This window comes from Micromonospora sp. MA102 (genome assembly GCF_025460765.1).
GTDB lineage: Bacteria > Actinomycetota > Actinomycetes > Mycobacteriales > Micromonosporaceae > Micromonospora > Micromonospora halotolerans.
Map to the genome: position 1 here is coordinate 143,077 of NZ_JAMWEG010000002.1, position 24,017 is coordinate 167,093.

Below are 24,017 nucleotides of genomic sequence, written 5' to 3' on the forward strand. Positions count from 1 at the left end.
ACAGGGGAGAAGGACAATGGCGCGACCCATCACGCTCTTCACCGGCCAGTGGGCCGATCTTCCGTTCGACGAGGTCTGCCGGCTCGCCGCCGAGTGGGGGTACGACGGTCTGGAGCTCGCCTGCTGGGGCGACCACTTCGAGGTCGACAAGGCGCTCGCCGACGAGTCGTACGTGGACCGCAAGCGGGCCACCCTCGCCAAGCACAACCTCCAGGTCTTCGCCATCTCCAACCACCTCGTCGGGCAGGCGGTCTGCGACCACCCGATCGACGAGCGGCACCAGGACATCCTCCCCGCCCGGATCTGGGGCGACGGCGAGCCGGAGGGCGTACGCCGCCGCGCCGCCGAGGAGATGAAGGACACCGCCCGGGCGGCGGCGAAGCTCGGGGTGAAGACCGTGGTCGGCTTCACCGGCTCGTCGATCTGGCACACCCTGGCCATGTTCCCGCCGGTCCCGCCCGCCATGATCGAGCGCGGCTACCAGGACTTCGCCGACCGGTGGAACCCGATCCTGGACGTGTTCGACGAGGTGGGCGTGCGCTTCGCCCACGAGGTGCACCCCAGCGAGATCGCCTACGACTACTGGACCACCAAGCGGGCCCTGGACGCGATCGGCCACCGGCCCGCGTTCGGGCTGAACTGGGACCCGTCGCACTTCGTCTGGCAGGAGCTGGACCCGGTCAACTTCATCTTCGACTTCGCCGACCGGATCTACCACGTCGACTGCAAGGACGCGAAGGTGCGCACCGGGGACGGCCGGCGCGGCCGGCTCTCGTCCCACCTGCCCTGGGCGGACCTGCGGCGGGGCTGGGACTTCGTCTCCACCGGCCACGGTGACGTGCCGTGGGAGGACTGCTTCCGCGCGTTGAACGCGATCGGCTACACCGGCCCGATCTCGATCGAGTGGGAGGACGCCGGCATGGACCGCCTGGTCGGCGCGCCCGAGGCGCTCCAGTTCGTCCGCCGGCTCGCCTTCGACGCCCCGTCCGCGGCCTTCGACGCGGCCTTCAGCAGCAGCCGCGACTGACCCCGGGCGAGGAGGGGCCCCGGTCCGACACGGGGCCCCTCCTCACCGGGCGGCGAAGATGTGGTCGCTGACCAGCCGGGCCGCGCCGACCAGGGCGGCCCGGTCGTCGAGGTCGGACAGGACGATCGGCATGCTGCCGGTGGCCAGCGGGGTGGAACGCCGGTAGACCACGCCCCGGATCTCGGCGAGCAGGACCGGCCCGATGCCCGGGGCCGCGCCGCCGATGATCACGATGGCCGGGTTGACGAAGCTGACCAGGCCGACCAGCACCTGCCCGAGCCGGCGGGCGGCGTCGCGGACCAGCGTCTGCGCGGCCGGGTCCCCGGCGGTCGCCGCCGCGGCCACGTCGGCCACCGTGAGCGCGCCGGCGGCGGCCAGCCGGTCGGCGAGCGCCGTCGAGCGTCCGGCCCGCGCGGCCGTCACCCCCTCCCGCACCAGAGCGGCATCCCCGCAGTACGCCTCGACGCAGCCGGTGTTGCCGCACCCGCAGAGCGGCCCGTCCTCGGTGAGCTGGAGGTGCCCGATGTCCCCGGCGCCGCTGGCGGCGCCCCGGTACAGCGCCCCGCCGAGCACCAGCCCGCAGCCCACCGCGTCGCCCAGCTTCACGTAGAGGAAGTCGTCGAACGGCCGGCCGGTGCCGGCGTGCCGCTCGCCCAGGGCCATCACGTTGGCGTCGTTGTCGACCTGCACCGGGCAGCCCAGCTCGGCGGCGATCGTGTCGCGTACCGGGAACTGGTGCCAGCCGGGCAGGGCGGGCGGGGCGACCGGGGCGCCCTCGCGGACCGCGACCGGGGCGGGGAGCGCCACGCCGACGCCGGTCAGCCGGGCCAGCCCGGCCTCGGCCCGCAGCTTGCCGAGCAGCTCGACGGCCCGGCCGATCACGACCTCCGGGCCGTGCCGCACGTCGACCGGCTCGTCGTGCCGGGCGAGCGGGGTCAGCTCGCCGTTGGTGAGCGCCACCGCCAGCCGCCCGTCGCCGATCCGTACCGCGCCGAAGCGCACCTGCCCGCCGACCCGCAGCAGCGAGGAGCGCCGGCCGCCCCGGGACGCGGCCGGCCCGGCGGTCTCCACCAGGCCCTGCGCGGCCAGCCGGTCCGCCTCGGCGGTGAACCGGGCCCGGGGCAGGCCCAGGGCGTCGGCCAGTTCGACCCGCGAGCGCGGGCCGTCGTCACGCAGCAGGCGCAGCAGCCGCGCCTGGTCGGCGGTCTCCGGTCCGACCATCGTCATCACGATCACCTCGCCCCGAATGTGCCACACCGTCGTCACGACCGTGTGACGCGAGGGGCCGCCCCGGTTCCCCGGTGCGGCCCCCCGGCGATCCGGTGTCGAGTCCGTCAGCCCCGCAGACCCGACATGTGCTGGTAGCTGATCTCCGCGTAGCGCAGCGACCGGCCCGGGTCGGCGGCGCCGCCCGGTGCGTTGTCCTGCTCCCACATCGGGTTGTGGTAACCCTTCGCGCCCATGTTCGCGAAGAAGGTGCCGTAGTCGATGTCGCCCTGGCCGAGCGGCACCATCTCGTACCCGGCCGCGCTGGCCGGGTTGTACGTGCCGTCCTTGGCGTGGAACAGCGGGAACCGCTTGGTCTGCGCGGCGACCACGGCCAGCGGGTCGAAGACGGCCGTCTGGGTCACCCCGTCCGGGTCGGTGTAGCTGCGGAACCGGTGCTGGGCCACGTGCGCCCAGTAGATGTCCATCTCGAACCAGACCCACTCCGGGTTGGTCCGCGCGATGAAGTACTCCAGCTTGCGCACACCCGAGGACCGGGTCGGCCGGCCCTGCGCGTCCAGCGGGCCGCTGTCGCGCAGGAAGTCGTACGCGGCGTCGTGGTTGTGCGTGTAGAGCTTCAGGCCACGGGCCGCGGCCATCTCGCCGAAGGTGTTCCACCGGTCCACGGCGGCGTCCCAGTCGGCCTGGTAGTTGCTGCCGGTCGGGTCGCTGCCGGTGCCGATGTGCGTCATGCCGAGGATCTCGGCGGTGTCGAGGGTCTGCTCGAACGCGGCGATGGTGTCCGGGGTGACCGTGCCCGGGACGGAGGCGTGCGAGCCGTTGGCGCGCAGCCCGTTGTCGTCCAGGATCTTGCGGATCTCCGCCGGGGTGATCTGGCGGCCGAGGATCGAGGTGTGCTGGGTGTACCCGGCGAACTCGACCTCCTTGTAGCCGATCTCGGCGAGCCGGGCGAGCACCCGCTCGAACCCGTACGGCACGCCGGTGGCGTCCGGGGCGGCGCCGATCCGGTCGCGGACACTGTAGAGGATGATGCCCCGCTTGCCGGTCGGGACGAGCACTCCGTTGCCGGCGAGGGCGGCCGACGGGGTGAGTCCGGCGGCGGCGACGGCGCCCGCCGCCCCGGCGATGGTGCCGAGCACCCGGCGACGGCTCATGCCGTGCGATGTGTCGTTCATGTCCTGACTGCCTCTCTTCTGGACGCGGGTCCGCCTCAGCCTCGGGAGGAGGCTGAGGAGGTCGCTGGAAGGGACGAGAGCCTGGCCAGGTTCTACGCGAGACGATATTTGCGCCCGCGACCAAAGAGAAGAGTTTGACGCCAAAAGTTTTCCATCAATCCCCGCTACTTTTGCTCAGGATGAGCGAAAGTGGGAGCGGGGTCTCGTTCGGACAGACGGGAGCGGGGGGGGGCGCCGCGGGGGGCCCGCGCCCCGCTCCCGGTGGGTCAGAGGTTGGTGCTCGTGCCGGACGACCTGGTGGTCGACGAGCTGGTCGAGCTGGTCGAACCCGTGCCGGTCGAGCCGGACTTGGCGCCGACCGCGGCCGGCGTGCCGGCGAACGGCTTGTCGGCGTCGGTCAGCCCCGCCTTGCTGCCGGCACCGTTGCCGTTGCCGGTGCCCAGCTTCTCGCCGAGCTTGGTCTGCCCGAGCTTGTCCTTGCCCTCCGAGTAGAGCCGGGTCGCCTGGGCCTGCGCGACCCCCGCCGCCTCCTGGACGGTCGGGTGGTCGAGCACCTTGCGACCCCGGACCACCAACTCCTCGTACTTCTCCCGGCCGGCACGGGCGCCCAGGACGAATCCCGCAGCCAGCCCGCCAAGAAACATGATCTTTCCGCGCATGGCGGCTCCTTCCGTACCTGACGCGCCGCCGATCCCGACGGGGGGTCCCGGCGGAAGCGACCTTCTCGCGCCTGCATTCTCTGTCGGCGGCTAACTACCCATCCTGCTCTCCGCTCATGCCTCCCTGTGCCGAGATGGCGATTTGTCCGGTATTCTGAGGGCGATCCGGGGCGTGTCGCCGGGTGGGGGAAGTCCGGTAACCCCCTGGCGCACCACCCCCCGATGTCCTGTACTCTTGTCCCCGTCGCACGGCGCGGAGAGATCCGCAGCCGGGTGACCTACGGTCCCCCGTAGCTCAATTGGCAGAGCAGCCGGCTGTTAACCGGCAGGTTTTTGGTTCGAGTCCAAACGGGGGAGCTTCCACTCACACAACGCCCGTCGGCCCAGCCGACGGGCGTTTCCGTTGTGCCGCCCCGAGTGCCGGGTCGGGTGGTTTCCGCCCGCCGGTGCTGCTTCGCCCGGCAGGATGGTCGATGTCGACTTAGACTCGCGCTGCGTCGATTGCTGCGTCGATTCAAGGGTGGATGGGATGGCCGGAGGGCGGAGCCGCTGGACCGCGACGCTGGTCGCGCTCGTCGTGGTGCTGGGCTGGCTGGTCGTCGGCGGCCTCGCCGGCCCCTACTCGGGAAAGCTCGGCGACGTCGCCACCAACGACAACGCCGCCTTCCTGCCCGCCGACGCCGAGGCCACCCGGGCACAGGACCTCGCCGCCGGCTTCGTGGAGCGCGAGACGACCCCGGCCCTCGTCGTCTACGAGCGCGCCTCCGGCATCACCCCCGCCGACCAGGAACGGATCCGGAACGAGGCAGGCCGCTTCGCCCAACTGCCGGGTGTCGTCGGCCCGCTGCCGCCGCCGATCGTCAGCCAGGACCGGCAGGCCGTGCAGGTGATCGTCCCGATCGACGCGGCCGAGGGCGAACAGATCGGCGCGGTGGTCGACCAGCTCAGGGACATCGCCGGCGCCGACCGGGACGGGCTCACCGTCGACGTGGCCGGCCCGGCCGGCCTGCTGGCCGACCTGATCGAGGTGTTCACCGCCATCGACGGGCCGCTGCTGCTCGTCACCCTCGTCGTGGTGCTGGTCATCCTGCTGATCGTCTACCGCAGCCCGGTGCTCTGGGTCTTCCCGCTGCTCGCCGCCGGGATGTCGTACTCGCTGGCCTCGCTCGTCGTCTACCTCCTGGCGAAGAACGACGTCGTGAAACTCAACGGGCAGGCCCAGGGCATCCTCACGGTCCTCGTCTTCGGCGCCGGCACCGACTACGCGCTACTGCTCATCGCCCGCTACCGGGAGGAGCTGCACCGGCACGAGCGGCCCTGGGAGGCCATGAGGGCCGCCTGGAAGGGCGCCGCCCCGGCGATCATCGCCTCCGGCGCCACGGTCATCGTCAGCCTCCTCTGCCTGCTGCTGTCCAGCCTCAACTCCAACCGGGCGCTCGGCCCGGTGAGCGCCGTCGGCATCGCCGCCACCCTGCTGGTGATGCTGACCTTCCTCCCCGCCCTGCTGATGCTCGGCGGGCGGTGGGCGTTCTGGCCCCGGCGACCCCGCCTCGACCACGCCGACCCGCGGACCGAACACGGCATCTGGGGGCGGATCGCGGGCTTCGTGGCGCGCCGCGCCCGTACCGTCTGGATCGTCACCGCGGTGGTCCTCGCCGCGCTCGCCCTCGGGGTGACCCAGCTCGGCGCCACCACCCTCGGCCAGTCCGACCTGTTCACCCAGCGCACCGACTCGGTGGCCGGTCAGGAGGTGATCGCCCGCCACTACCCGGCCGGCACCGGCAGCCCGGCCACCATCTTCACCGACCAGGCCGCCGCCGAGCAGGTCGCCCGGGTGGCGCAGGGCGTACCGGGGGTGTCCTCCGTCCGGCCGTTCAGCCGTCAGGGGCCGACCGGGACGCCCACGGTCGTCGACGGGCGGGTGCAGCTGGAGGCCACCCTCGCCGACCCGCCGGACAGCAACGGCGCCGAACGCGCCGTCCGCGAGCTGCGCGTGGCGGTGCACCGGGTGCCCGGCGCCGACGCCGTCGTCGGCGGCTTCACGGCCATCAACGTGGACACCGCCGACGCGTCCACCCGGGACCGCAACGTCATCATCCCGGTGGTGCTGCTGGTCATCGCGGTCATTCTGGCGCTGCTGCTGCGGGCCCTGCTCGCCCCGGTGCTGCTGATCGCCACCGTCGTGCTGTCGTTCCTCGCGACCCTCGGCCTCTGCGCGCTGATCTTCCGGTACCTCCTCGACTTCCCCGGCGTGGACCAGTCGTTCCCGCTGTTCGCGTTCGTCTTCCTGGTCGCGCTCGGCATCGACTACAACATCTTCCTGATGAGCCGGGTCCGCGAGGAATCGGTCCGGCGCGGCACCCGGGCCGGCGTGCTCACCGGCCTGGCCGTCACCGGCGGCGTGATCACCTCCGCCGGCATCGTGCTCGCCGCCACCTTCTCCGCGCTCGCCGTGCTGCCGCTCGTGGTGCTCGTCGAGCTGGGCGTGGCGGTCGCCGCCGGGGTGCTGCTCGACACCATCGTGGTCCGCTCGCTGCTGGTGCCCGCGCTCGCGTACGACATCGGGCCGAAGATCTGGTGGCCGGGCCGGCTGTCCCGGACGAACCGCAACGGCGACCGGGCCGGGAGGGAGGCGGACCGTGCCCACTGAGACGGACGTCGTCATCGTCGGCGGTGGCCTCGCCGGCCTCGCCGCCGCCCGCCGCCTGCACCGCGCCGGCGTGCCCTGGCGGCTGCTGGAGGCCGCCGACCGCCTCGGCGGCCGCGTCGCCACCGACGAGGTCGACGGCTACCTGCTGGACCGGGGCTTCCAGGTGCTCAACACGGCGTACCCGCGCCTCGGTGGCCTGGTCGACCTCGGCGCCCTCGACCTGGGCTGGTTCACCTCCGGCGTGCTGGTGCGCCGCGGCGACCGGCTGGACCGCCTGGTCAACCCGCTGCGCGACCCCGCGGGCGCGCCCGGCACGGTGACCGCGGGCGTCGGGTCGCTTGTCGACCGGCTGCGCTTCGCGGCGCTCGCCACCGGCTGCGCCACCCTGCCGGTGGGCCGGCTGCTCAACGCGCCCGAGACCACCAGCGAGGCCGCGCTGCGACGGGCCGGGCTCTCCGCCGCGTTCATCGAGGAACTGCTCCGGCCGTTCCTCTCCGGCGTGCTGCTCGACCGCGAGCTGGCCACCTCCAGCCACGTGCTGGCCGTCCTCCTGCGCGCGTTCGCCCGAGGCCGGATCGGGCTGCCCGCCCGCGGCATGGCCGCGCTGCCCCACGCCGTCGCCGGCCCGCTGCCCGCCGAGCTGATCGATCTGCACACCCCGGTCACCGAGGTCGCGCCCGGCCGGGTCCGCACCCCCGCCGGCGACATCGCCTGCCGCGCCGTCCTGGTCGCTGCGGGCCCGCCGGCGGCGGCCACCCTGCTGCCCCGCCTCCAAGGGGTACGCATGCACAGCTACACGACCTACTACCACAGCACCGACACCCCGCCGCTGGCCGAGCCGATCCTGCTGCTCGACGGGGAGCGGCGCGAACTGGTCGCCAACACGGTGGTGGTCAGCAACGCGGCACCCACCTACGCGCCGGCCGGGAAGCACCTGGTGGCCACCTCGGTGGTCGGCCCGCAGGCCCCGCCCGAGCCGCTGGTCCGCGGCGAGCTGGACCGCCTCTACGGGCGCTCCACCGCCGACTGGACCCACCTGGCGACCGTGTCGGTGCCGCACGCGCTGCCCGCCGCGCCGCCACCGCAGGGCCGGCTGCGCAAGCCGGTCGCGCTCGACGACGGGCTCTTCGTCGCCGGCGACCACCGGGACACCCCGTCCATCCAGGGGGCCCTGGCGAGCGGCTGGCGGGCCGCCGGGGCGGTGCTCGCCGAGCTGCGCGGCACGGACGCAGCGGGACCACCCGCACCCTGACCGATCCCTGGCGGTGTGCCCGCTCCGGCCTCCGCCGGTGTCACCGAAGGGGACGCTGCGCGCTGTTATCCTCGCGTTGCCCATCGTGCCGGCCAGATCATCAACCGGCCCGACGGGTGATGGCCGGTGATCCGTTGAGCGGGTTACGATCCGGCGCGGTAGCGGGGCGGTAGCTCAGCGGGTTAGAGCAGGGGACTCATAATCCCTCGGTCGCGGGTTCGAGTCCCGCCCGCCCCACCACCAGGCAAAACGTAGATCAACGGGGAATCGCAGGACTGCACAGCGTTCGTCAAGCGAGGTACTGTCTGCCCTCATGGAGAGCGCCACCACCCTCGCCATCGACGACATCCGAACCCTGCTGCCGGACTGGCGGCGGCACCTCAGGGCCAAGAACCGCAGCAAGGCCACCATCGATAGCTACCTCCGGTGTGGCAACAACCTCGCCGACTGGCTCGCCGAGCAGGGGATGCCCACCACGGTCGGCGCGGTCACCCGCGAGCACCTGGAGGCGTTCATCGCCGCGATGCTCGACCGGCTGTCCCCGGCCACCGCCGCGAAGCACTACCGATCGCTACAGCAGTTCTGGAAATGGCTCGCCGACGACGGAGAGATCCCCCGCTCGCCGATGGAGCGCATGAGCCCCCCGGCCGTGCCAGAGCAGCCGGTGCCGGTGCTCACCGACGACGAGTTGACCCGGCTGCTGGCCGCCACGAAGGGCACCGACTTCGAACACCGCCGGGACACCGCGATCCTGCGCGTGCTGATCGAAACCGGGGTCCGCCTCAGCGAGATCGCCGGACTGAGCGTCAACGATGTCGACTGGGATCAGGACGTGCTGCACGTGATGGGCAAGGGCCGCCGGGGTCGCGCCGCCCCGTTCGGCGCGAAGACGGCCGACGCGCTACGCCGTTACCTGCGCGCCCGCGCCAAGCATCTGAAGGCTGCCACCACCGATACGCTCTGGCTGGGACGGCAGGGCCCGATGACGCCGAGCGGGCTAGCGCAGATGTTGGAGCGACGCGGCATCGAGGCCGGGGTGCCCGACGTGCACCCACATCGCTTCCGGCACAGCTTCGCTCACGACTGGCTCTCCTCCGGCGGGCAGGAGACCGACCTGATGCGACTGGCGGGGTGGCGCTCCCGGCAGATGGTCGGGCGGTACGCCGCCTCCGCCGCCGACGAACGAGCACGGGAGGCACACCGCCGAGCCGCGCGAGGGGATCGGTTGTGAACGGCGAGAGTCCACGGCCAGATGGCCCTCGTGCCGCGCCTGACGTGACCCGTATTCAGCCGGTGCCGGGGTCGCCATACCGGCCGCGTGTACTACGCGATCCCGCCGAAGTCGATGAGCTACAGCCGATGCTCCACGCGATGCAACGGGGCACCCGCCGATCTCGCCTGCGTCAACTGGAGATCGTCTGCGGTGAGCACGGCCGCCGCCTCGCCGAGCTATTCGCCGCCGCCGCCGGGCCGGTGCTGCTCGGCTACGGCCATCTCATCGACGGCCGCGACGGCCACGGCGCTGTCGTCCTGGCCGATGTCGATGCCTACGCCACGGCCGCCAACCTGCGCGAGCCTGACGCTATTCAGATCCGCGTCCAGTGCGGACGGTGCACACAGGCGCTGCCCATGTCATACCTTCGTCGGATTCTCGCGTCCGATCGTCGTCGGGTGGTATCCAGATAGACGATGGTCACGCTATGCTGTAGCTGATCGCTCGGCGTATCACGGTCGCCGCTCCGGAACTTGGGCATCCGGCAGTCCCGACGAGGGGTGGCCGAACCTTGCCCGCATACGACCCGACCGAGCGCGCCCTGGTAGCGCGTATCGCCGCCCACGAACGTTGGGCACACACCACCGACCGCGCAGCGGCCACCGCAGCCGCCCGCAAAGCCGCCGCCGACCGCTTCGAACGCCAGGTCGACCCCGACGGCGTACTGCCGCCCGCCGAACGCGCCCGGCTCGCCGAATCCGCCCGGAAGGCGTTCTTCACCCGGCTCGCGCTGAAGTCCGCTCAGGCCCGCCGAGCGCGCCGCGCCGCCGCCGAACTCGATGCTGAGGTCGATGCTGCGCTGGCCGCCGTCGCACCTTCCGGGGAGGACGGTGGCGATGCGCGAGCCTGAAAAGGCTGAGGGCCGCCCCCACGGTCCCCAACCGAAGAAGACGGCCACCAACTGCACCAACGACCTGGTGAACACCGTACCGGCCCACCGGCGAGGTGGCGACCCGCGACGTCGGCACCGGCTGTACCAGCAGTTCGGTCGTCGCCGAATCAGCCGGGAGCTGGACCTGGCGCTCGGCATCATCCGGCCGATCTACGACGTGCCCGTCGACGTGGACTGGTACCACGTGACCGGGCTCGATCTCGGCTACGAAGAGCGCGAGCGTGCCGCGCAGGCGGGGATGCCCCGATGACCTGCACACCATCGGTCCCGTGCCACACGAACGGTTGCGCGTTCTGCGACCCTGCCGGGTTCATCGAGGGCGACAACGCGACGCCCGACATCGATGTGACCAACCCGGCCGGGCACCTCAGGGACCTCCGCGCCGCGCTGGTCGACAGCGCCGGGCTGGACGACATTCCCGACCCGGACCCCCTCATCGGCGACGACATCCTGTTCCTGGACTCGCTCGTCTGGATGGTTGGCAAGCCCGGCTGCATGAAGAGCTTCACGGCGCTCGACATCGCCGGGTGTGTCGGCACCGGTGAACCCTGGCAGACGTACCCGGTCCGGCAGGGACCCGTCCTGTACCTGGTTGCCGAGGGCATCAGGGGCATCAAGAAACGGGTGCGCGCGTGGGAGGCGTCGATGGCCCGCGAGATGTCCAACGTCGTGTTCCTGCCGCTGGCGGTGCAGTCGACGAACGGCGCGCAGTGGGACGCGTTCGTCGAGCTGGTCACCATGATGAAGAGCGCGTTGATCGTGCTCGACACGCAGGCGCGGATCAGCGTCGGCGTAGAGGAAAACTCCAATACCGAGATGGGCCGATTCGTTCACCAGGCCGAGCGGCTACGGATCGCCTCGGGGGCGTGCGTCCTGGTCGTGCACCACATCGGACGCAACGGGGACACGGGCCGCGGCGCCACCGTTCTCGACGGTGCCATGTCGACCATCGTCAAAGTCACCAAAAACGATGACCGCGTCTCGCTGGAGTGCACCAAGAACAAGGACGGCACCGAGTGGGAGACGATCACTCTACGTGCGGTGCCGACCGGTGAGTCTGTGGTGCTGATGCCCGATGACGGTGCCCGTCGCCGTCAGTCCGACGTTGCTGCCCGCAAGTGGGTACGCGACTGGTGGGCCGTCCACGAGACCGAGCTGGTGTCCGTCAGCACGCTGGTGAAGTCCAACGTGGTCACCGAAACAACGTTCCACCGCAGCAAGCTCGATCTGATCAAGTCGGGCGTAATCGTCCGCGAAGGTACCGGCAACTCGACCCGCTACCGACTCTGCCACGCCCCGACTGCCGGGTGACTCCCGCCCACTCCCACCCCAAAGGGTGGTGGAAGTGGGCGGGAGTCCTGTCACCGACTCCCATGGGACTCCCACGGGAGTGTGGAAGTCACGAACATCCAAGGAGAAAACTGCGATGACAACAGCCTCGGACCTGCTGTTCTACGCTCGCCTGCAGCACATCCTGGAGACCGCCGTCGATGGCCTTCCTGAGAAGGACCGCGCCGAACGGATCGAGCACTGCCAACGAACCGGAGAACACGGTGTCCGCATGCACCCCGACGCCGACGGGCTGACCCTCACATGGGGCGGCCGGACCCTCGCGATCATCGACCGGACCTTGTTCGATGACGACGCCTACATGGAGCCGGTCGGATTCGCGTACGTCCCGGCAGTCCCTGACGACGCCCGCGACCTGGCCGACGACGACTGACATGGCCGAGTTCACGATCGCCCTGGTGTGGAGTTGTTCACGCCGGGGCGATCTTGAACAGGGGGCTGCGCGACCCCGGCACCCTTCCGCAGCAGACGGCAGGGGTGATCTTGCAGGGGCCGAGCGCGACCCCGGCACCCCTCCGCAACAGACGGCAGGGGTGATCTTGCAGGGGCCGAGCGATCCGGGGGGGTGCCCAAGGGTCGTCGGGGGTACCTCTCTCCGTGACCGGGATCATCGGCATCACGACGGTCAACTCCACGGCCAGGTCGTCGCCCGCTGTGCGTGTTCCTGGCTGGATGCGACACCCACCTACCCGGCACCGGGTGCCCCGGCTGGTCAGGCTAGGCACCCACCCGTGTCTGCACGAACGACTCATGATCATGCAATCGACATCAAGATCGTTGCGAGAGAGCGAAGATCATGTGATCCGTCATGATCACATCGGTCTACATCGTGCTCGCGCACGCGCGAAGCAAGGGTAGGGGGGAGGGGTGATCACGCGTTCCGCGTGATCACCGGACCCTCGCTGTCGGGTGGCCGGATCCCCCTCCGGCACCCCCACCCCCTCTGGCGCACCCCTGCTCAGGGGCACGCGCAGAGCAGCCGTACATCCCGGCGATGGCGACCTGATTGGAGGAGGAACACGTGGGCGGCGGCGACTAAGATCAACAACTCGTGAGACGGCGAGCGGCACGAGAGATTCAAGAGGCAGTCGAGCGAGAAATCCTCGAACTACTTGCCGAGCACGGCCCGATGTCGACCTGGAACGTGATGGTGAGGGTCAAGACCGGGCGCAGGCGAATCGACGACGGCGACGACGAGTACCCCTACCCCTCCTATGACATGTGGAGCATGTCCTACATCCGTGAACGGCTGTATGAACTCTGTCACGACCGCGTGACATGGGGCGTGGCATGGTCGGGTCGGGATTGGGACGGCCGAGCGGCTGGCGTGCGCCAGCTCATCTGGAGACTGGCAGATCCGCCTGAGAGCAAAGACGACGAGGAGCCCGGAGGTGACGACCAGCCCCGCTCACCGGCCCGCTGAGCGGTGCCGGGGGCGGGCAGCAGGCCAGGGACGTGGGCGCGCTCGGGATTGCGCGGGTACTGCCTGCGCCCGCTCATGTTGAGAGTTTGCCGCGATCTGCGATTGGTAGCTGGCGACCTTCTCCAGTGCCCCCCGCGCCTTCTGTAGCTCGTCCGCGATTCGCTTTGGCACCGGCGGGGCTGCGTCCGCCTGGCGCAGTTCGTTGAGGTCGATGACATAGGTCAACTCGTCGACTGCCCCGAACGGGCCGTCCGCCGTGATCGTTGCCGTGTAACGCTTCGGCGTCTCCGGTTCCTGAAAGATTCGGAAGCCGAGGTCAAAGAACCACTGGAGCTTGCGGCCGGGCGGCAGCGCCGAGATCGGCCGATGCAGCACCTCCACTTCCTCGCCGAAGGCGGGCCTTGCCACGGACGTCAGCGGCGGGTCGAAACTGACGCGGACGTGCCGGGCGACCGTCGCGCCAAGGTTCTGCACCACGAACATGATCTTCTGCGGGTCATGCTCGTCCGGGCGGATATCCGCGTACACGTACGGCTGCGCCTGGTCCTTCCGTACCCGCTCGGCTAGCTCCAGCTGGGCCTCGGAGTGTCGGGCCTGCTGACGCGCGGCGATTGCCTGCGAGCCAGCGAAAAGCGCCGCCAGGACAGCTGCTATGGCGCTGACTACGGCCACAGTCGTTCCCAACAGGGGTCCTCCCCATCGTCGTCGGTGCGCGCCGATCGCCGCCCCGCCGCTCGAATGGTTCAGGTACGTGTCGAGCGACGGGGCGACCGGGCGTCTGAAGCATGTCGGCGAGGTTGCTGAAGCCCCTACCGATGAACTTGTTGAACTTGTTGGTGAACCCGTCATCCAGCCTCAGGCTAGGACCGCCGGGACCTACCCAGTCGCTTCCGCAGCACCACGGCGATGGCACTGATGGCGGCCAACGCGATGCCGCCGATCGTGGTGATCGCCACCGTGGCGACGTTGTCCATCTGGTTGCCGCTGTTGAGCACGATGCACAGCAGCGCCCCGATGGACATGACGGTGACCAGCAGGAGCCCCCCGATCAGGGCGTTGTCCGTGCTGGTGGTACCCCCGGTCTGGTGCTGCCCGGTCCCTCTCGTTACCGTGGTCACCTGGTCTCGTTCCTCCTGTAGTTGTTCCTTGGCTTGGACATTCATGCGGGCGTGACCGTTCAAAGGCGGCCCCTAGGGATGGCAGTCCCTAGGGTGTCGGCCGTCTTGACCACAGTGGTGCAGGCCGGTTACGCCTCGAAGCAGCACCGTACATGGCCGACCCGACTCACCCGACACTTCGCGCCGGGCGTGACACGTGTGCGACCTCGCTCAGAGCGACTCTATTGCGTCGCAGCATCGAACCCGTCCCGCCCGACCAGCGCAGCCACCTGCGCGGCCATCGCTGAGTGAGACAGGAAGGGCGGCTTGTCGAACTCCTCTTCCTTCTAGAAGTCGTGGTTGTGCACAGTGGAGCGGCGCATTGCACTTTCGGCTGACAAGGGTCACGCACGTCCTCGCGCGAGTGAACTTCTTGTGCATGCCGGGACACCGCCGGTCCGCCGATGCGGGCTTTCAGGAAGGAGAACGACAGCGTCGCCGGTTGTGGTTCCCTGTTTGATCACCGCTTTCTGCTCCCGGCGCGTTCCCATCGATGTTCATCCCTGCGGTGCCTTATGATCAAGGCATCGCCACCGGGCCACGTCCGGGGCGGGCCGCCGGGCCGCGTGATACGCCTCCTGGTCGTGCCTTGCAGGTACCGACGTGGCATCCGACCTTGGGCCGCGCGCAGTCGCCTCCCACGGAGCAACGGCAGCTTTCTATCCGTGCGCTCGCGTAGAGGAGTAGACCAATGGCGCGCACCATTCAGGACGTTATGGCCGAGCACAAGGCCGCAAAGGAGCGGGGCGCTCGCCTCGTCGCCGAGATGGAGACGATCGCTGACATCGAGCGGGATCTCACTCCGGGTGAGCGTGAGCGGTTGGACCGGATCCAGCGCGGGGTCGACCGGGCGATCGCCGAGGCGAACGAGCTGGACGCCGAGTGGCGGCAGATGGTCGTCGATGGCGGTCCGGGCATCCGGGCCGTACGCGGCGTGCCGGGTGACGACTACCCGGAGCGGTCGCCGCGTGCCGGTGAGCGGGACCAGGCGCTGCGACAGATTGAGCGGTCCGGCCGGGCCGGGTACCTCGCCGACCACGCCGCCGAGCGGGCCACGGCCCTGGTCGAGCGGTTCGGAAGTCAGCGCGAGCAGTCTCTCGCCGCCCGGTGGGTGACCGTTGCCGGTGACGACCACTACCGGAGCGCGTTTGCCAAGCTGCTCGGGGACCCGACGCGCGGTCACCTCATGTGGACGGAGCGGGAGCGCGAGGCGTACCAGCGGGTCGCCGAACTCCAGAGCGAGATGCGGGCCATGTCGGTCGGCACCGTCGGTGCCGGTGGCTACATGGTGCCGATGACGCTCGACCCGGCACTGAACATCTCGAACGCGGGGTCGATCAATCCGCTGCGGCGGATCTCGCGGGTCGTCCAGACCGTGACCAACTCATGGACCGGTCTCAATTCTGCGGGCGCCACCGCCGAGTGGTTGGGCGCGGACAACACCGCCCGTGAGGCCGCCGACGGGTCGCCGACGATCAACGATGAGCCGATCCCGGCCTATTTCGGTGACGTTTTCACTCCGTACAGTTACGAGCTGGGCATGGATGCCGTGGACTTTCTCGGCGAGCTGACCCGTGTGCTGGTCGACGCGGCCGACGTGCATCAAGCCGCCGCGTACGTCACCGGTAGCGGGGTGAATCAGCCGACCGGGTTCACCGTGGCGCTGACCGGCACGCCGTCGGTGGTCGCCACGGCTGGCGCGGACACCCTGGTCGCCGGGGACGTGTTCAACCTTCAGAACCAGCTCCCGCCGCGATTCCAGGGCCGCGCGCAGTGGTGCGCCAACCTGGCGATCATCAACAGCCTGCGGCAGATGGAGACGACGAACGGCGCGCTGAAGTTCCCGGAGTTGGCGAACGGTCAGCTTCTCGGACGCCCGATCAACGAGTGCAGCGACATGGACGGCACGCTGACCGCCGCCGCGAACAACTTCATCCTGGCGTACGGCGACTGGACTCAGTTCGTGATCGTCGATCGGATCGGCGCAACCCTTGAGGTCATCCCGAACCTGGTGGGGGCGAACCGGCGGCCGACCGGCCAGCGCGGCGCGTTCCTCTGGTACCGAACCGGCTCCGACGTCCTGGTGGACAACGCGTTCCGGCTCCTGAACGCCTGACGATCATCGATGTAAGCTGTGCTCGCCTGGCGAAGAACGGCACGGCCGGGCGAGCCGGGCGTCCCGGACCGGCGTAGTCGTAGGCGCGTCGGGCGTCGGTCCGGGCACCCAGTTTTCAGCGCCGGTCAGTGCCGAAGAGCCGACGTTCGATGCGCTTCGCGCCCTCTTCCATCCGGGTTTCCATGCGCATACCAAACTCTTCCATGCGCCCGACTAGCCGTTCCATCCAGTGGATGGCAGCAGGCGGTTCGAGTTCAGGCACCTGAACCTGTGTCTGCACAATGCCGTGCGCCGAGAAGACGAGCACCATCACCTTGTCCGCCTGGCCGAACTGGTGTCCGAGTTGGGCGTCCAGCGGTTCTGCGGAGGAGCGCCACTCCGCCGAGGAGCCAGCGAGCAACCGGTGAGGTAGCTCGTCGCCTTCTAGCACCAGCTCGACCTCCGTGAGGGACGGCCGCCAGATGTACACCTTCACTGACCGGATCGTGATATCCGCTCTTCCGACGTTGTCCGCCATGACGTGCAGCGTGCGTCCGCGCCGGTTGTCGAAGACGACCGCTCCTGCCTTCACTCGTGGCCCGGCACTGCGCCAACTCAAGATCGCGACGATGATCGACGCGGTCGCCACGACGGCGCCATACCAGGCCACGGCGTCCTTCATGGGCACATGCTTGCATGGCCCGACAAGGCGATGATTACCGTGAGGCTGATCGATGTTCATCGAGGGGCGCTGCAGTGCGATGGATGACCGCGGAGGAGATCCGCACCTTGTACCGACGCCCCGTCGGCACGATCTACCGTCTCGCATCGACCGAGCACTGGCGCAAGTGTGACGACCGGCGGCCCGCGCTGTATCTGGCCGACGACGTCGCCGACACGTTCGACCGGCTATCAATGCGCGCCGGTACGGGGGTGCCCGCCGCACCAGGCTAGAACGTCGATAGGTTTACAGGCATGACTGACGTCGTCTGGACGGCTGCGTTGACGGCGGCTGCGGCGATCGGTGGCGTCCTGGTCACCGTGATCGCGGACGGTGCCAAAGAGCAGCGACGGCTTGGCCATGAGCGGACCGTCCGCGCGGAAGAGCGACGTGAGGCGGTTGCTGCGCGACGCGCGAGTTTCGAATTGGACAACCTGATCGCCGCCTACGATGCCCTCTGGCTGCTAGCCAGGGAGGCGACCAAGACACACTTCGTTGATTCCCGTGCGGCGGAGACGACCGATTACGGGTATGGGGGAACCCGCCTGCCAGAGGGCACCGAGGCCGATATCACTGTCACCAGTCAGGCTGCCAAGACCATCAAGCTGATCCTTGACGGCGAGGTGCGAACACTCGCACTGAAAGCGCAGCGTGCCATGAACAGAGCCTCACTCCTTGGGGTCGAGGCTAAGATCCATGGCCGGGGGCCGGTCAGCCTGGCTGAAGGCGAGGCTGTGCATTACGAAGCCGTTCGCCTAGCCGATGCGGCGCTATCGGCAATCGCTGAGCGGATCCGCCAGCTTGTGGCCGAGGCGTAGTGGCCCGGCCGGGCACCCGACCCGCCGCAGCACTACCGTCTCCGCGTCGACCCGACCTGCTCTGTGGTGGCCGTCACTGTCGCCATTCGGGGGGTTCGGCCAACAGCAAGGGATTGTCGCCCCGACGGTCGCTGTTGATCTGCGTTTTCGCAGGTCAGCACAGCGTTAACAGCCCAAGTGCTCATAATCCCTCGGTCGCGGGTTCGAGTCCCGCCCGCCCCACCACACGAACGCCCAGCTCAGCCGTGCTGCCGACGGCCCGGACGCACCGCGTCAAGGTCCGGGCCGGCGCCCTCGGTCCGCACTGAGTCCGCAGCAGCACGACCGACCGCCCGGTCGACGCGGCCGCCACCTGGTCCAGGTCGTCCTCGAAGAGGTCCGCGTACACGTCCAGCGTCATGGTCGCCGAGGCGTGCCCGAGCATCCGCCGCACCCGCCTTCACGTTGGCGCCCTCGGCCACCGCGCCAGCCGCCTCTGGTGGCGTCACGGCGCGTGTCGCCACCAGAGGCGTCCGACGATGAGTTCATCGAGGTCACGGAGGTTGTCGGCAGTCATCTGTGTCGAGGCCGCGGGGCGTTCGAGGGCGGCGCGAAGATCGGAGGCGAGATACGCGGCTTCGCGGACTTCGCACTCTGCGCGGAGGGTTTCCGGAGAGGTCGCCGTGGCACGGGCGATGACGTCGAGGACGGTCTCCAGATGCGGACCGCTGAACCGGGCCAGGAAGAACCAGTCGTCGATCGGGTCACCGAAGCGAGCCCATTCGAAGTCCAGCAGCGCCGTCACGCTTCGATCATGCGCGAGCCAGTTGCCCCAGTGGCCGTCGGCGTGGACCGGGACGGTGGTCCGTGCGTGCAGCGGCGCGCACTCCGCGATCGCGGTCAGACCGTCCATCACATGGCTTGGGACAACGCCGTTCCGGTTCAAGGCGGCAAGGTTCTCGATCTCGGCGACAAGCGCAGCCCGGCTGACGAACCCGCCGTGGTCGAGGGTCTCTGACAGCGTCTGCTCTGCGTGGCCCGGCGGCGTCCAGCGGTGCAGTGTGTCGAGCCGCTGGACTGCCTGCTCGGCCAAGAGCCGCGCGGTCAGGCGGTCCACCCCGGGCATGCCCATGCCGGGAGCCGTCCCCGGCATTCGGGTGTAGCAGGCGTAGCGAACCTCACCCGTCTCCAGCCGGTAGAGCCCGCTGTCGAGCAGGGGTGCCGTGAGGCCGGTAGGCAGGTGGGGCGCGAGTGCGATCTCCCGGTTCAGTCGTGAGTGTCTGGCGGCACCGATAATCTTCACCACGATCTCGGGGCCGATGTAGACCTGATGGGAACTGCTCGCAATGGTGGCCATGGGCCCTGGGTCGCGGCCCAGGGCCGCTGCCGCGATCGCGCGAGCGGCGTCATGGGCTTGCCGCGGGTCGATCATCGGCCTTCACAGGGCAAGGAGCCCGATGCTGCGGCGAGGCCCATCCGAGTGTCCGTTGGAGGGGGCATGGGCAACCATGTCTCCTTGCGCGGTTGTGGGTCCTCGGCCTGACGGGACGCTCGCCGGCGGCCAATCGGCGGTCGCCAGGTCGCCGGGCCTGACGTACATCAGTTGGCGGACATGTGGCGCGGATTCTGTTGTCGGATCCAAGGTCCCCAGCGTAGGTTGCCGAATTCTTCTTTACTAGATCAAGGCGGCCCGCAAGCGGGTCGCGCCGGCCGGGCCGCGCCGGCCCGGCCGGCGACGCTGGCGGACTGCAAGACTTTGAAGACCTCGGTGCTCCGTCCCGAACCCCGGCCCTCCTCCGGGATCGGCCGGGCGGATCACCTCATCGGGCACCACAAGGGCTGGACGGGCCGGCGACTGCCCGACGAGGAGATCCGCTCCTTCACCCCTGATGTTGTTGATCCACTCCAATGCACGCCAGGACTGTGGTCGTATCGGCCGACAGGAAGAGCTGGAAGTAGTACGGAGGGTCGGGCTGCGTCACGCCCCAAGCCGTACCGGCTGTTCAGTGGGCGCGCTGAGCGTCTCGACCGCCGCTTCGAAGCCAAGCGTCGGGATGCCTCGACATCTGGCGGGCCGAAGGTTGGACGGACCCAATGGCGATCAATCTCGTACCTCTGTACCAGAGCGCGGATGAGTGGCAGGCCGATCGCTGAGCGAGCGGTCCGGCGTCCCACCGCATGATTGACAGATTCGTCCCAGCCGATGCACGACAGTCGGCCGTGGTTGCTCAGTCGTCCTGGCTGCAGTCAGTGACATCCGGGCGGCGGTAGGTGTACTCACACACCGAGATCAGCAGATCGGTCGTTGTGGGAGGCTGCGCAGGTGACAAGCCTTCAGGAGGCCTTGGCCGCCGCCGCAGACGATGCCACCTCCCCGGCGTGGGATCTTGTCTGGCAGGAGTCCTGTCACCAGGGCACCTGCGATCCCGCGAGCGCCGTTCTGCTGCCCTGGTTGGCCCGGACCTGCGCCAACTTTCGTCCTCAAGACCGAGAGCGCGGCGTCGTACTCGCCGGGTTCATCGCCGTCGACGCAGACGACAAGAGTCGCGGCGCGTACGCCGATGAGATCGCGGCATTGCGTGCGCTGACCCTTGAGTGCCTGGCCTCCGGCGGGACCAGCGACACGATGTTCGTGTACCTGCAGCAGGCCGTGCTCGGTTTCGACGGTGACGAGGTCTGGGGCAAGGAGCTCGATCGCATCAACGACGGGGAGGTCGATGTGCAGTGCCCGGCGTGCGCCGAGGACCTGTTCGTCGACCTGCGGGCAGGCGATTCCTCGATCGAGCCCGGGCTTTCCTCGGAGTTGGCCACGCGTCTGCACGCCGAGGCGTTGCGGGTGGGCCATGAGGCGGTGGCGACCGCACTCACCCACTTGTTCGGTCGGATGAGCTGTCCCGCGTGCGGTGCCACGTTCAGCCTTGCCGACGGGGTGACCGGCAGTTCTCCCCGATGAGGGCAGGCCATCCTTCGACAGCCACGGCTGCCCGACGAGAAGGTGGGCTCTACGGCTCGCCATCCACACCCAGCGCACCCGGCAGACTGCGGATGAAGTCGGCGCGTTCGGGCTCCGCTGCCGCAACGCGCTCCAACAGGTCACGGAACTCCTGGCGTTCGTCCGAGTTCATCCGGCCGAGCAGGTATGCGATCTCCTCCAGCGTATGAAGGGCGGTGCGCTCCGCATCCCGGCCCGAGTCGACGGACTCCACAAACGTGACCATTGCTGTCACGAGGGCCCTGGCAAGGTGGTCGACGATCACGGCCGTCCCTTCCGCGTTTGCGATCTTCTTCTCATCCCCAGGCTGTTCACGACCCTGCTCCCAGCACGCATGCCGGGTAAAGCGGGTGCCTCGACGAACTGCCAGCCCTAGCCTGCGTGGGATGGACCTTGGACATCTCGGCGCGCCGATCGGTCCGATGATCCGTGTCCACGGCGGGTTCGCCAACCGCCTGTACCGGCTCGACACCGACCAGGGGTCATTCGCGGTGAAGGAGTTGAACCTCCTCGATCGCCGCTGGACCTACCGCGCCGAGGATGTGTTCAGGTTCGAGCGGGCGGCCTTCGCTGCCGGCATCCCGATGCCGGAGCCCATCTCGGCCGACCACCAGACGCTCGTGCACCGGTGGGTCGAGGGCGAGAAGATGCCCGAAGCACCCGTGTCGCCGGCGTACGCGTTCGAGATCGGTGAGATTCTCGCGCGCATCCACGCACTCGACGTCGCCTGGACCCACGTCTCGATCGAGGACCCGACGCCACGGGACTGGCCCGAACTCGCTGAGCGGGCGGCGGCGACCGGACAGCCGTGGGCCGGCGAACTCACCTCCCGGGTCGAGACGTTCCTCGCGATTGCCCACTTCGTCGACACCTGCGAGCGGCCAGGCCCCGTCGTGCTGACCCACCGGGACATCCATCCGTGGAACCTGCTCGCTCGCGAAGGTCGGCCGATGGTGCTCGACTGGGAACTCTCGGGGATGCTCGACCTGGCGGGCGAGCTCGGCTCGACGGCGCTGAGCCTCGCGAAGGGACCCGGCTTCGACGACATCGAGCCGGCCATCTTCCGCTCGGTCCTCGACGGCTACGTCGCCGGAGGCGGAGCGCTGCCGCCGTCGGGTCCAAGCTGGTTCGTGTTCATGATCGGCGGCTGGCTGGGGTTCACCAGGTGGAACATCCTCCGCTGCCTCGCTGGTGTCGAGGCCAGCACCGGCCCTGACCTCGCCCCGTCGCACGAGTCCGTGCGCAACGGAGTGCGCGGCCTCCCCGAACTGTTCGGCCGACTTCCCGAGCTCGAGGCGTGTCTGGTCCCACCCCATGCCTGACGTTCGGACTGGGCCTTTGGTCAGTCCAGGTAGTAGCCGGCTCTCCACCGGGCTTCCTCGGCTACGGAAAAGGCGTCGAAGTCGCCGGCGGCTTCGCACTCCAGCAGGTAGCGGAGCGCTTCTGCCGCCTCCTCGGAGCCGTCGGCCGCCAGGTGCGCCTTGGTGGCGTCCAGTCCTGCTCCGCAGAGCAGTTGGACGTCGATGGAGCAGTGGGCGTCCCAGCTCGATTCCTTGGCTTGCCAGATGACGAGCACGTCGCTCAGTTGGCCGGCGTTGAACAGCTGCAGGCAGCACAGCTTCATGAGCTCTGTGTCCTGGTCCTGCTGTTCAAGGTCGGCTTCGGCTCGAAGTGTCTCGCGGATGTGCGGCAGGTCGGCGGAGGACGGCTGCAGGCCGTAGCGGCGAAGGTTTTCGTCCATCGGATCGGGTACGCAGCAGGTGACGGCGAGGGTCGACGGAATCAGGTGGCCGGCCTGCCGAACCAGCGGGTGAGGTGGTCGTCCAGGTCCCGCTGGTCGTCGCCGATCCAGGCGATGTGGCCGTCGGGGCGTAGCAGGACGCACGGAACATCCAGTGCCGCGGTGGGGTCCGCGAGGTGGTCGACGCGGTCCGACCAGCCGCCGACGGTCAGGCGCTCGGTGCGGTCCAGCAGCAGGCCGCGGCCGCCGTGCAGCAGGCCGTAGAGGTGGCCCTGCTTCACGTCGATGTCGGGCAGGCGCCGGCCGAGCAGGTCGGGGCCCGGGCCGAAGTCGTAGCGGATGCCGGTCGCCGTGATCTTCTCCAGCAGGTGGCGGTTCACCTCGTCGAAGTCCATCAGCTCGGTGAGCAGCCTGCGCACGGCCTGCGGCCCCGATCCGGCGGACAGCAGTTCCATCTGGGCGCGGGTGTTGTCCAGCACGTCCTCGGCGACCGGGTGGCGTTCGGCCTGGTAGGTGTCCAGCAGGGTGTCCGGCGCCCAGCCACGGACCTGTGCGGCCAGCTTCCAGCCGAGGTTGAACGCGTCCTGAACGCCCAGGTTGAGGCCCTGCCCGCCGACGGGCGGATGGATGTGCGCCGCGTCGCCGGCCAGCAGCACCCGCCCCACCCGATACCGTTCGGCCAGCCGGGTGGCATCCCCGAAGCGGGACAACCAGCGCGGGGAGTGCACGCCGAAATCGGTCCCGGCGATGGCGCGCAGCTGCTGTTGGAAGTCCTCAAGCGTGGGCGGTTCCGCACGGCCGCTGACTCCCGCGGTGGGGACCACGACGCGGTAGACCCCGACGCCCGCGGGCCCGAAGCTGAATCGCTTGTCGGTCGCGCGGATCTCGGTCACCTTGGCGGCGATCTCCTCCGGCGGCACACCCACTGCCATCTCGCCCATCAGCGTCTCGGTCCGCGAGGGCTCGCCGGGGAAGCCGACGCCGAGCAGTTTGCGCACCGTACTTCGCGCGCCGTCACAGCCGACGAGATAGCGCGTACGCAGCTGTTCCCCGCCGGCCAGCTCGACGGTCACACCGTCGCCGGCCTGCGCGAAACCGGCCACCGCGCAACCGTGCCGGACCTGCGCACCCAGTCCGATCGCATGCTCCTCGAGCAGGCGGACGATGACCGGCTGCGGGATGCCCAGCAGGTAGGCGTACGCGGAATCCAGGCCCGTGGGCGCGGGCTTGTCGATGGCGGCGAAGAAGCCGGCGGCCGGACGTCGCCTTCCGCGTTCGAGAATGCGCTCCAGCAGCCCGCGCATCGCCATCAGCTCGATACTGCGGATGTGCAGGCCGACGATGCGGACGTACGACGCGGGCTCGGTTTCCTGCTCGAGGACGAGTACCCGCACGTCGTGCAGCCGCAGCTCGGCGGCCAGCATGGCACCGGTCGGCCCGCACCCCGCAATGATCACGTCGTACCCGGGGGACGCGCCGTCGGTGGAGTCGTGCTGGGCCGTACCGGTCGGCGACGGCGCGGCGGTGAAATGCGGAGAGTGCACAGGTGAGGCCTTTCGGGAGTGCCGTGGTGGCGAGGCGCTCCC

The 24,017-nt window shown here is 69.6% G+C and carries 25 protein-coding genes and 2 tRNA genes; 17 read left to right on the forward strand and 10 right to left on the reverse strand.

Features of this window, described 5'->3' with window-relative positions:
* Positions 1-16 precede the first annotated feature (16 nt).
* On the forward strand, positions 17-1,027 hold the full coding sequence (locus tag NFX44_RS04025) for a sugar phosphate isomerase/epimerase (RefSeq protein WP_262282124.1): 1,011 nt from the start codon (positions 17-19) through the stop codon (positions 1,025-1,027).
* Positions 1,028-1,069: 42 nt separating this feature from the next.
* Here NFX44_RS04025 and NFX44_RS04030 read toward each other — a convergent pair whose 3' ends face one another.
* The 3 genes from NFX44_RS04030 to NFX44_RS04040 form a co-directional block, all read right to left on the reverse strand.
* The gene (locus NFX44_RS04030; RefSeq protein ID WP_262282125.1) at positions 1,070-2,254 is read right to left on the reverse strand and encodes an ROK family transcriptional regulator; all 1,185 of its coding nucleotides are present in this window, start codon (positions 2,252-2,254) and stop codon (positions 1,070-1,072) included.
* Between the two features lie 107 nt (positions 2,255-2,361).
* Positions 2,362-3,429, reverse strand: a complete 1,068-nt coding sequence (locus NFX44_RS04035; protein WP_262282126.1) for a sugar phosphate isomerase/epimerase — start codon at positions 3,427-3,429, stop codon at positions 2,362-2,364.
* A 266-nt stretch (positions 3,430-3,695) separates the two neighbouring features.
* Positions 3,696-4,088, reverse strand: a complete 393-nt coding sequence (locus NFX44_RS04040) for a hypothetical protein (protein ID WP_262282127.1) — start codon at positions 4,086-4,088, stop codon at positions 3,696-3,698.
* Positions 4,089-4,372: 284 nt separating this feature from the next.
* Between NFX44_RS04040 and NFX44_RS04045 the strand changes: the two genes are divergently transcribed.
* From NFX44_RS04045 to NFX44_RS04095, 11 genes are all read left to right on the forward strand, one after another.
* Positions 4,373-4,445 (forward strand) — tRNA-Asn (locus NFX44_RS04045).
* 172 nt (positions 4,446-4,617) lie between these two features.
* Entirely contained in the window at positions 4,618-6,738 is a 2,121-nt protein-coding gene (locus NFX44_RS04050; RefSeq protein WP_262282128.1) for an MMPL family transporter, read from the forward strand.
* Positions 6,728-7,990, forward strand: a complete 1,263-nt coding sequence (locus NFX44_RS04055) for an NAD(P)/FAD-dependent oxidoreductase (RefSeq protein WP_262282129.1) — start codon at positions 6,728-6,730, stop codon at positions 7,988-7,990. The genes NFX44_RS04050 and NFX44_RS04055 overlap by 11 nt, the downstream gene beginning before the upstream one ends.
* Positions 7,991-8,153: 163 nt before the next feature.
* Positions 8,154-8,230 (forward strand) — tRNA-Ile (locus NFX44_RS04060).
* Between the two features lie 73 nt (positions 8,231-8,303).
* Entirely contained in the window at positions 8,304-9,221 is a 918-nt protein-coding gene (locus tag NFX44_RS04065) for a tyrosine-type recombinase/integrase (RefSeq protein WP_262282130.1), read from the forward strand.
* Positions 9,222-9,349: 128 nt separating this feature from the next.
* Positions 9,350-9,676, forward strand: coding sequence for a hypothetical protein (locus tag NFX44_RS04070; protein WP_262282131.1), 327 nt, complete (start codon positions 9,350-9,352; stop codon positions 9,674-9,676).
* 98 nt (positions 9,677-9,774) lie between these two features.
* Positions 9,775-10,113, forward strand: coding sequence for a hypothetical protein (locus NFX44_RS04075; protein ID WP_262282132.1), 339 nt, complete (start codon positions 9,775-9,777; stop codon positions 10,111-10,113).
* Complete coding sequence (locus NFX44_RS04080) at positions 10,094-10,405, forward strand: hypothetical protein (RefSeq protein ID WP_262282133.1); 312 nt, start codon at positions 10,094-10,096, stop codon at positions 10,403-10,405. The genes NFX44_RS04075 and NFX44_RS04080 overlap by 20 nt, the downstream gene beginning before the upstream one ends.
* Positions 10,402-11,466 (forward strand): helicase RepA family protein, encoded by a 1,065-nt coding sequence (locus NFX44_RS04085; RefSeq protein ID WP_262282134.1) that lies wholly within the window; start codon positions 10,402-10,404, stop codon positions 11,464-11,466. Before NFX44_RS04080 ends, NFX44_RS04085 begins: the two co-directional genes overlap by 4 nt.
* A gap of 115 nt (positions 11,467-11,581) precedes the next feature.
* Positions 11,582-11,878, forward strand: coding sequence for a hypothetical protein (locus tag NFX44_RS04090; protein ID WP_262282135.1), 297 nt, complete (start codon positions 11,582-11,584; stop codon positions 11,876-11,878).
* A 678-nt stretch (positions 11,879-12,556) separates the two neighbouring features.
* A complete protein-coding gene (locus NFX44_RS04095; RefSeq protein ID WP_262282136.1) occupies positions 12,557-12,928 on the forward strand; it encodes a hypothetical protein in 372 nt (123 codons plus the stop codon).
* Here NFX44_RS04095 and NFX44_RS04100 read toward each other — a convergent pair.
* Both NFX44_RS04100 and NFX44_RS04105 read right to left on the reverse strand, forming a co-directional pair.
* On the reverse strand, positions 12,914-13,612 hold the full coding sequence (locus tag NFX44_RS04100; RefSeq protein ID WP_262282137.1) for a hypothetical protein: 699 nt from the start codon (positions 13,610-13,612) through the stop codon (positions 12,914-12,916). The two genes, NFX44_RS04095 and NFX44_RS04100, sit on opposite strands and share 15 nt — an antisense overlap.
* Positions 13,613-13,788: 176 nt before the next feature.
* A complete protein-coding gene (locus tag NFX44_RS04105) occupies positions 13,789-14,046 on the reverse strand; it encodes a hypothetical protein (protein WP_262282138.1) in 258 nt (85 codons plus the stop codon).
* A 730-nt stretch (positions 14,047-14,776) separates the two neighbouring features.
* Between NFX44_RS04105 and NFX44_RS04110 the strand changes: the two genes are divergently transcribed.
* Positions 14,777-16,201, forward strand: coding sequence for a phage major capsid protein (locus tag NFX44_RS04110; RefSeq protein WP_262282139.1), 1,425 nt, complete (start codon positions 14,777-14,779; stop codon positions 16,199-16,201).
* Between the two features lie 115 nt (positions 16,202-16,316).
* On the opposite strand, the gene NFX44_RS04115 is transcribed toward NFX44_RS04110, so the two are convergent.
* On the reverse strand, positions 16,317-16,862 hold the full coding sequence (locus tag NFX44_RS04115) for a hypothetical protein (protein ID WP_262282140.1): 546 nt from the start codon (positions 16,860-16,862) through the stop codon (positions 16,317-16,319).
* An 83-nt stretch (positions 16,863-16,945) separates the two neighbouring features.
* Here NFX44_RS04115 and NFX44_RS04120 point away from each other — a divergent pair, with 83 nt between their 5' ends.
* Positions 16,946-17,134, forward strand: coding sequence for a hypothetical protein (locus NFX44_RS04120; protein WP_262282141.1), 189 nt, complete (start codon positions 16,946-16,948; stop codon positions 17,132-17,134).
* A gap of 21 nt (positions 17,135-17,155) precedes the next feature.
* Complete coding sequence (locus NFX44_RS04125; RefSeq protein WP_262282142.1) at positions 17,156-17,719, forward strand: hypothetical protein; 564 nt, start codon at positions 17,156-17,158, stop codon at positions 17,717-17,719.
* A gap of 484 nt (positions 17,720-18,203) precedes the next feature.
* Here the strand turns inward: NFX44_RS04125 and NFX44_RS04130 are convergent, their stop codons facing one another.
* Entirely contained in the window at positions 18,204-19,130 is a 927-nt protein-coding gene (locus NFX44_RS04130) for an aminoglycoside phosphotransferase family protein (RefSeq protein ID WP_262282143.1), read from the reverse strand.
* Positions 19,131-20,021: 891 nt separating this feature from the next.
* Here NFX44_RS04130 and NFX44_RS04135 point away from each other — a divergent pair.
* Entirely contained in the window at positions 20,022-20,651 is a 630-nt protein-coding gene (locus NFX44_RS04135) for a hypothetical protein (protein WP_262282144.1), read from the forward strand.
* A gap of 49 nt (positions 20,652-20,700) precedes the next feature.
* Here the strand turns inward: NFX44_RS04135 and NFX44_RS04140 are convergent, their stop codons facing one another.
* Complete coding sequence (locus NFX44_RS04140) at positions 20,701-20,955, reverse strand: hypothetical protein (protein ID WP_262282145.1); 255 nt, start codon at positions 20,953-20,955, stop codon at positions 20,701-20,703.
* A gap of 121 nt (positions 20,956-21,076) precedes the next feature.
* Between NFX44_RS04140 and NFX44_RS04145 the strand changes: the two genes are divergently transcribed.
* Positions 21,077-22,012 carry a phosphotransferase family protein gene (locus NFX44_RS04145; protein WP_262282146.1) on the forward strand — a complete coding sequence of 312 codons (936 nt, stop codon included), beginning with the start codon at positions 21,077-21,079 and terminating at the stop codon, positions 22,010-22,012.
* Between the two features lie 20 nt (positions 22,013-22,032).
* On the opposite strand, the gene NFX44_RS04150 is transcribed toward NFX44_RS04145, so the two are convergent.
* Positions 22,033-22,431 carry a hypothetical protein gene (locus NFX44_RS04150; RefSeq protein ID WP_262282147.1) on the reverse strand — a complete coding sequence of 133 codons (399 nt, stop codon included), beginning with the start codon at positions 22,429-22,431 and terminating at the stop codon, positions 22,033-22,035.
* Between the two features lie 41 nt (positions 22,432-22,472).
* Entirely contained in the window at positions 22,473-23,888 is a 1,416-nt protein-coding gene (gene rox, locus NFX44_RS04155) for a rifampin monooxygenase (protein WP_262282576.1), read from the reverse strand.
* Positions 23,889-24,017 lie beyond the last annotated feature (129 nt).

What these genes read in the sequence shown, in the direction of transcription:
- NFX44_RS04125 (WP_262282142.1), top strand. Translation starts at nt 17,156, where the DNA reads ATGACTGACGTCGTCTGGACGGCTGCGTTGACGGCGGCTGCGGCGATC.
- NFX44_RS04110 (WP_262282139.1), top strand. Translation starts at nt 14,777, where the DNA reads ATGGCGCGCACCATTCAGGACGTTATGGCCGAGCACAAGGCCGCAAAG.
- NFX44_RS04090 (WP_262282135.1), top strand. Translation starts at nt 11,582, where the DNA reads ATGACAACAGCCTCGGACCTGCTGTTCTACGCTCGCCTGCAGCACATC.
- NFX44_RS04070 (WP_262282131.1), top strand. Translation starts at nt 9,350, where the DNA reads ATGCTCCACGCGATGCAACGGGGCACCCGCCGATCTCGCCTGCGTCAA.
- NFX44_RS04145 (WP_262282146.1), top strand. Translation starts at nt 21,077, where the DNA reads ATGGACCTTGGACATCTCGGCGCGCCGATCGGTCCGATGATCCGTGTC.
- NFX44_RS04035 (WP_262282126.1), bottom strand. Translation starts at nt 3,429, where the DNA reads ATGAACGACACATCGCACGGCATGAGCCGTCGCCGGGTGCTCGGCACC.
- NFX44_RS04150 (WP_262282147.1), bottom strand. Translation starts at nt 22,431, where the DNA reads ATGGACGAAAACCTTCGCCGCTACGGCCTGCAGCCGTCCTCCGCCGAC.
- NFX44_RS04025 (WP_262282124.1), top strand. Translation starts at nt 17, where the DNA reads ATGGCGCGACCCATCACGCTCTTCACCGGCCAGTGGGCCGATCTTCCG.
- NFX44_RS04085 (WP_262282134.1), top strand. Translation starts at nt 10,402, where the DNA reads ATGACCTGCACACCATCGGTCCCGTGCCACACGAACGGTTGCGCGTTC.
- NFX44_RS04120 (WP_262282141.1), top strand. Translation starts at nt 16,946, where the DNA reads ATGACCGCGGAGGAGATCCGCACCTTGTACCGACGCCCCGTCGGCACG.
- NFX44_RS04065 (WP_262282130.1), top strand. Translation starts at nt 8,304, where the DNA reads ATGGAGAGCGCCACCACCCTCGCCATCGACGACATCCGAACCCTGCTG.
- NFX44_RS04050 (WP_262282128.1), top strand. Translation starts at nt 4,618, where the DNA reads ATGGCCGGAGGGCGGAGCCGCTGGACCGCGACGCTGGTCGCGCTCGTC.
- NFX44_RS04030 (WP_262282125.1), bottom strand. Translation starts at nt 2,254, where the DNA reads ATGACGATGGTCGGACCGGAGACCGCCGACCAGGCGCGGCTGCTGCGC.
- NFX44_RS04040 (WP_262282127.1), bottom strand. Translation starts at nt 4,088, where the DNA reads ATGCGCGGAAAGATCATGTTTCTTGGCGGGCTGGCTGCGGGATTCGTC.
- NFX44_RS04130 (WP_262282143.1), bottom strand. Translation starts at nt 19,130, where the DNA reads ATGATCGACCCGCGGCAAGCCCATGACGCCGCTCGCGCGATCGCGGCA.
- NFX44_RS04115 (WP_262282140.1), bottom strand. Translation starts at nt 16,862, where the DNA reads ATGAAGGACGCCGTGGCCTGGTATGGCGCCGTCGTGGCGACCGCGTCG.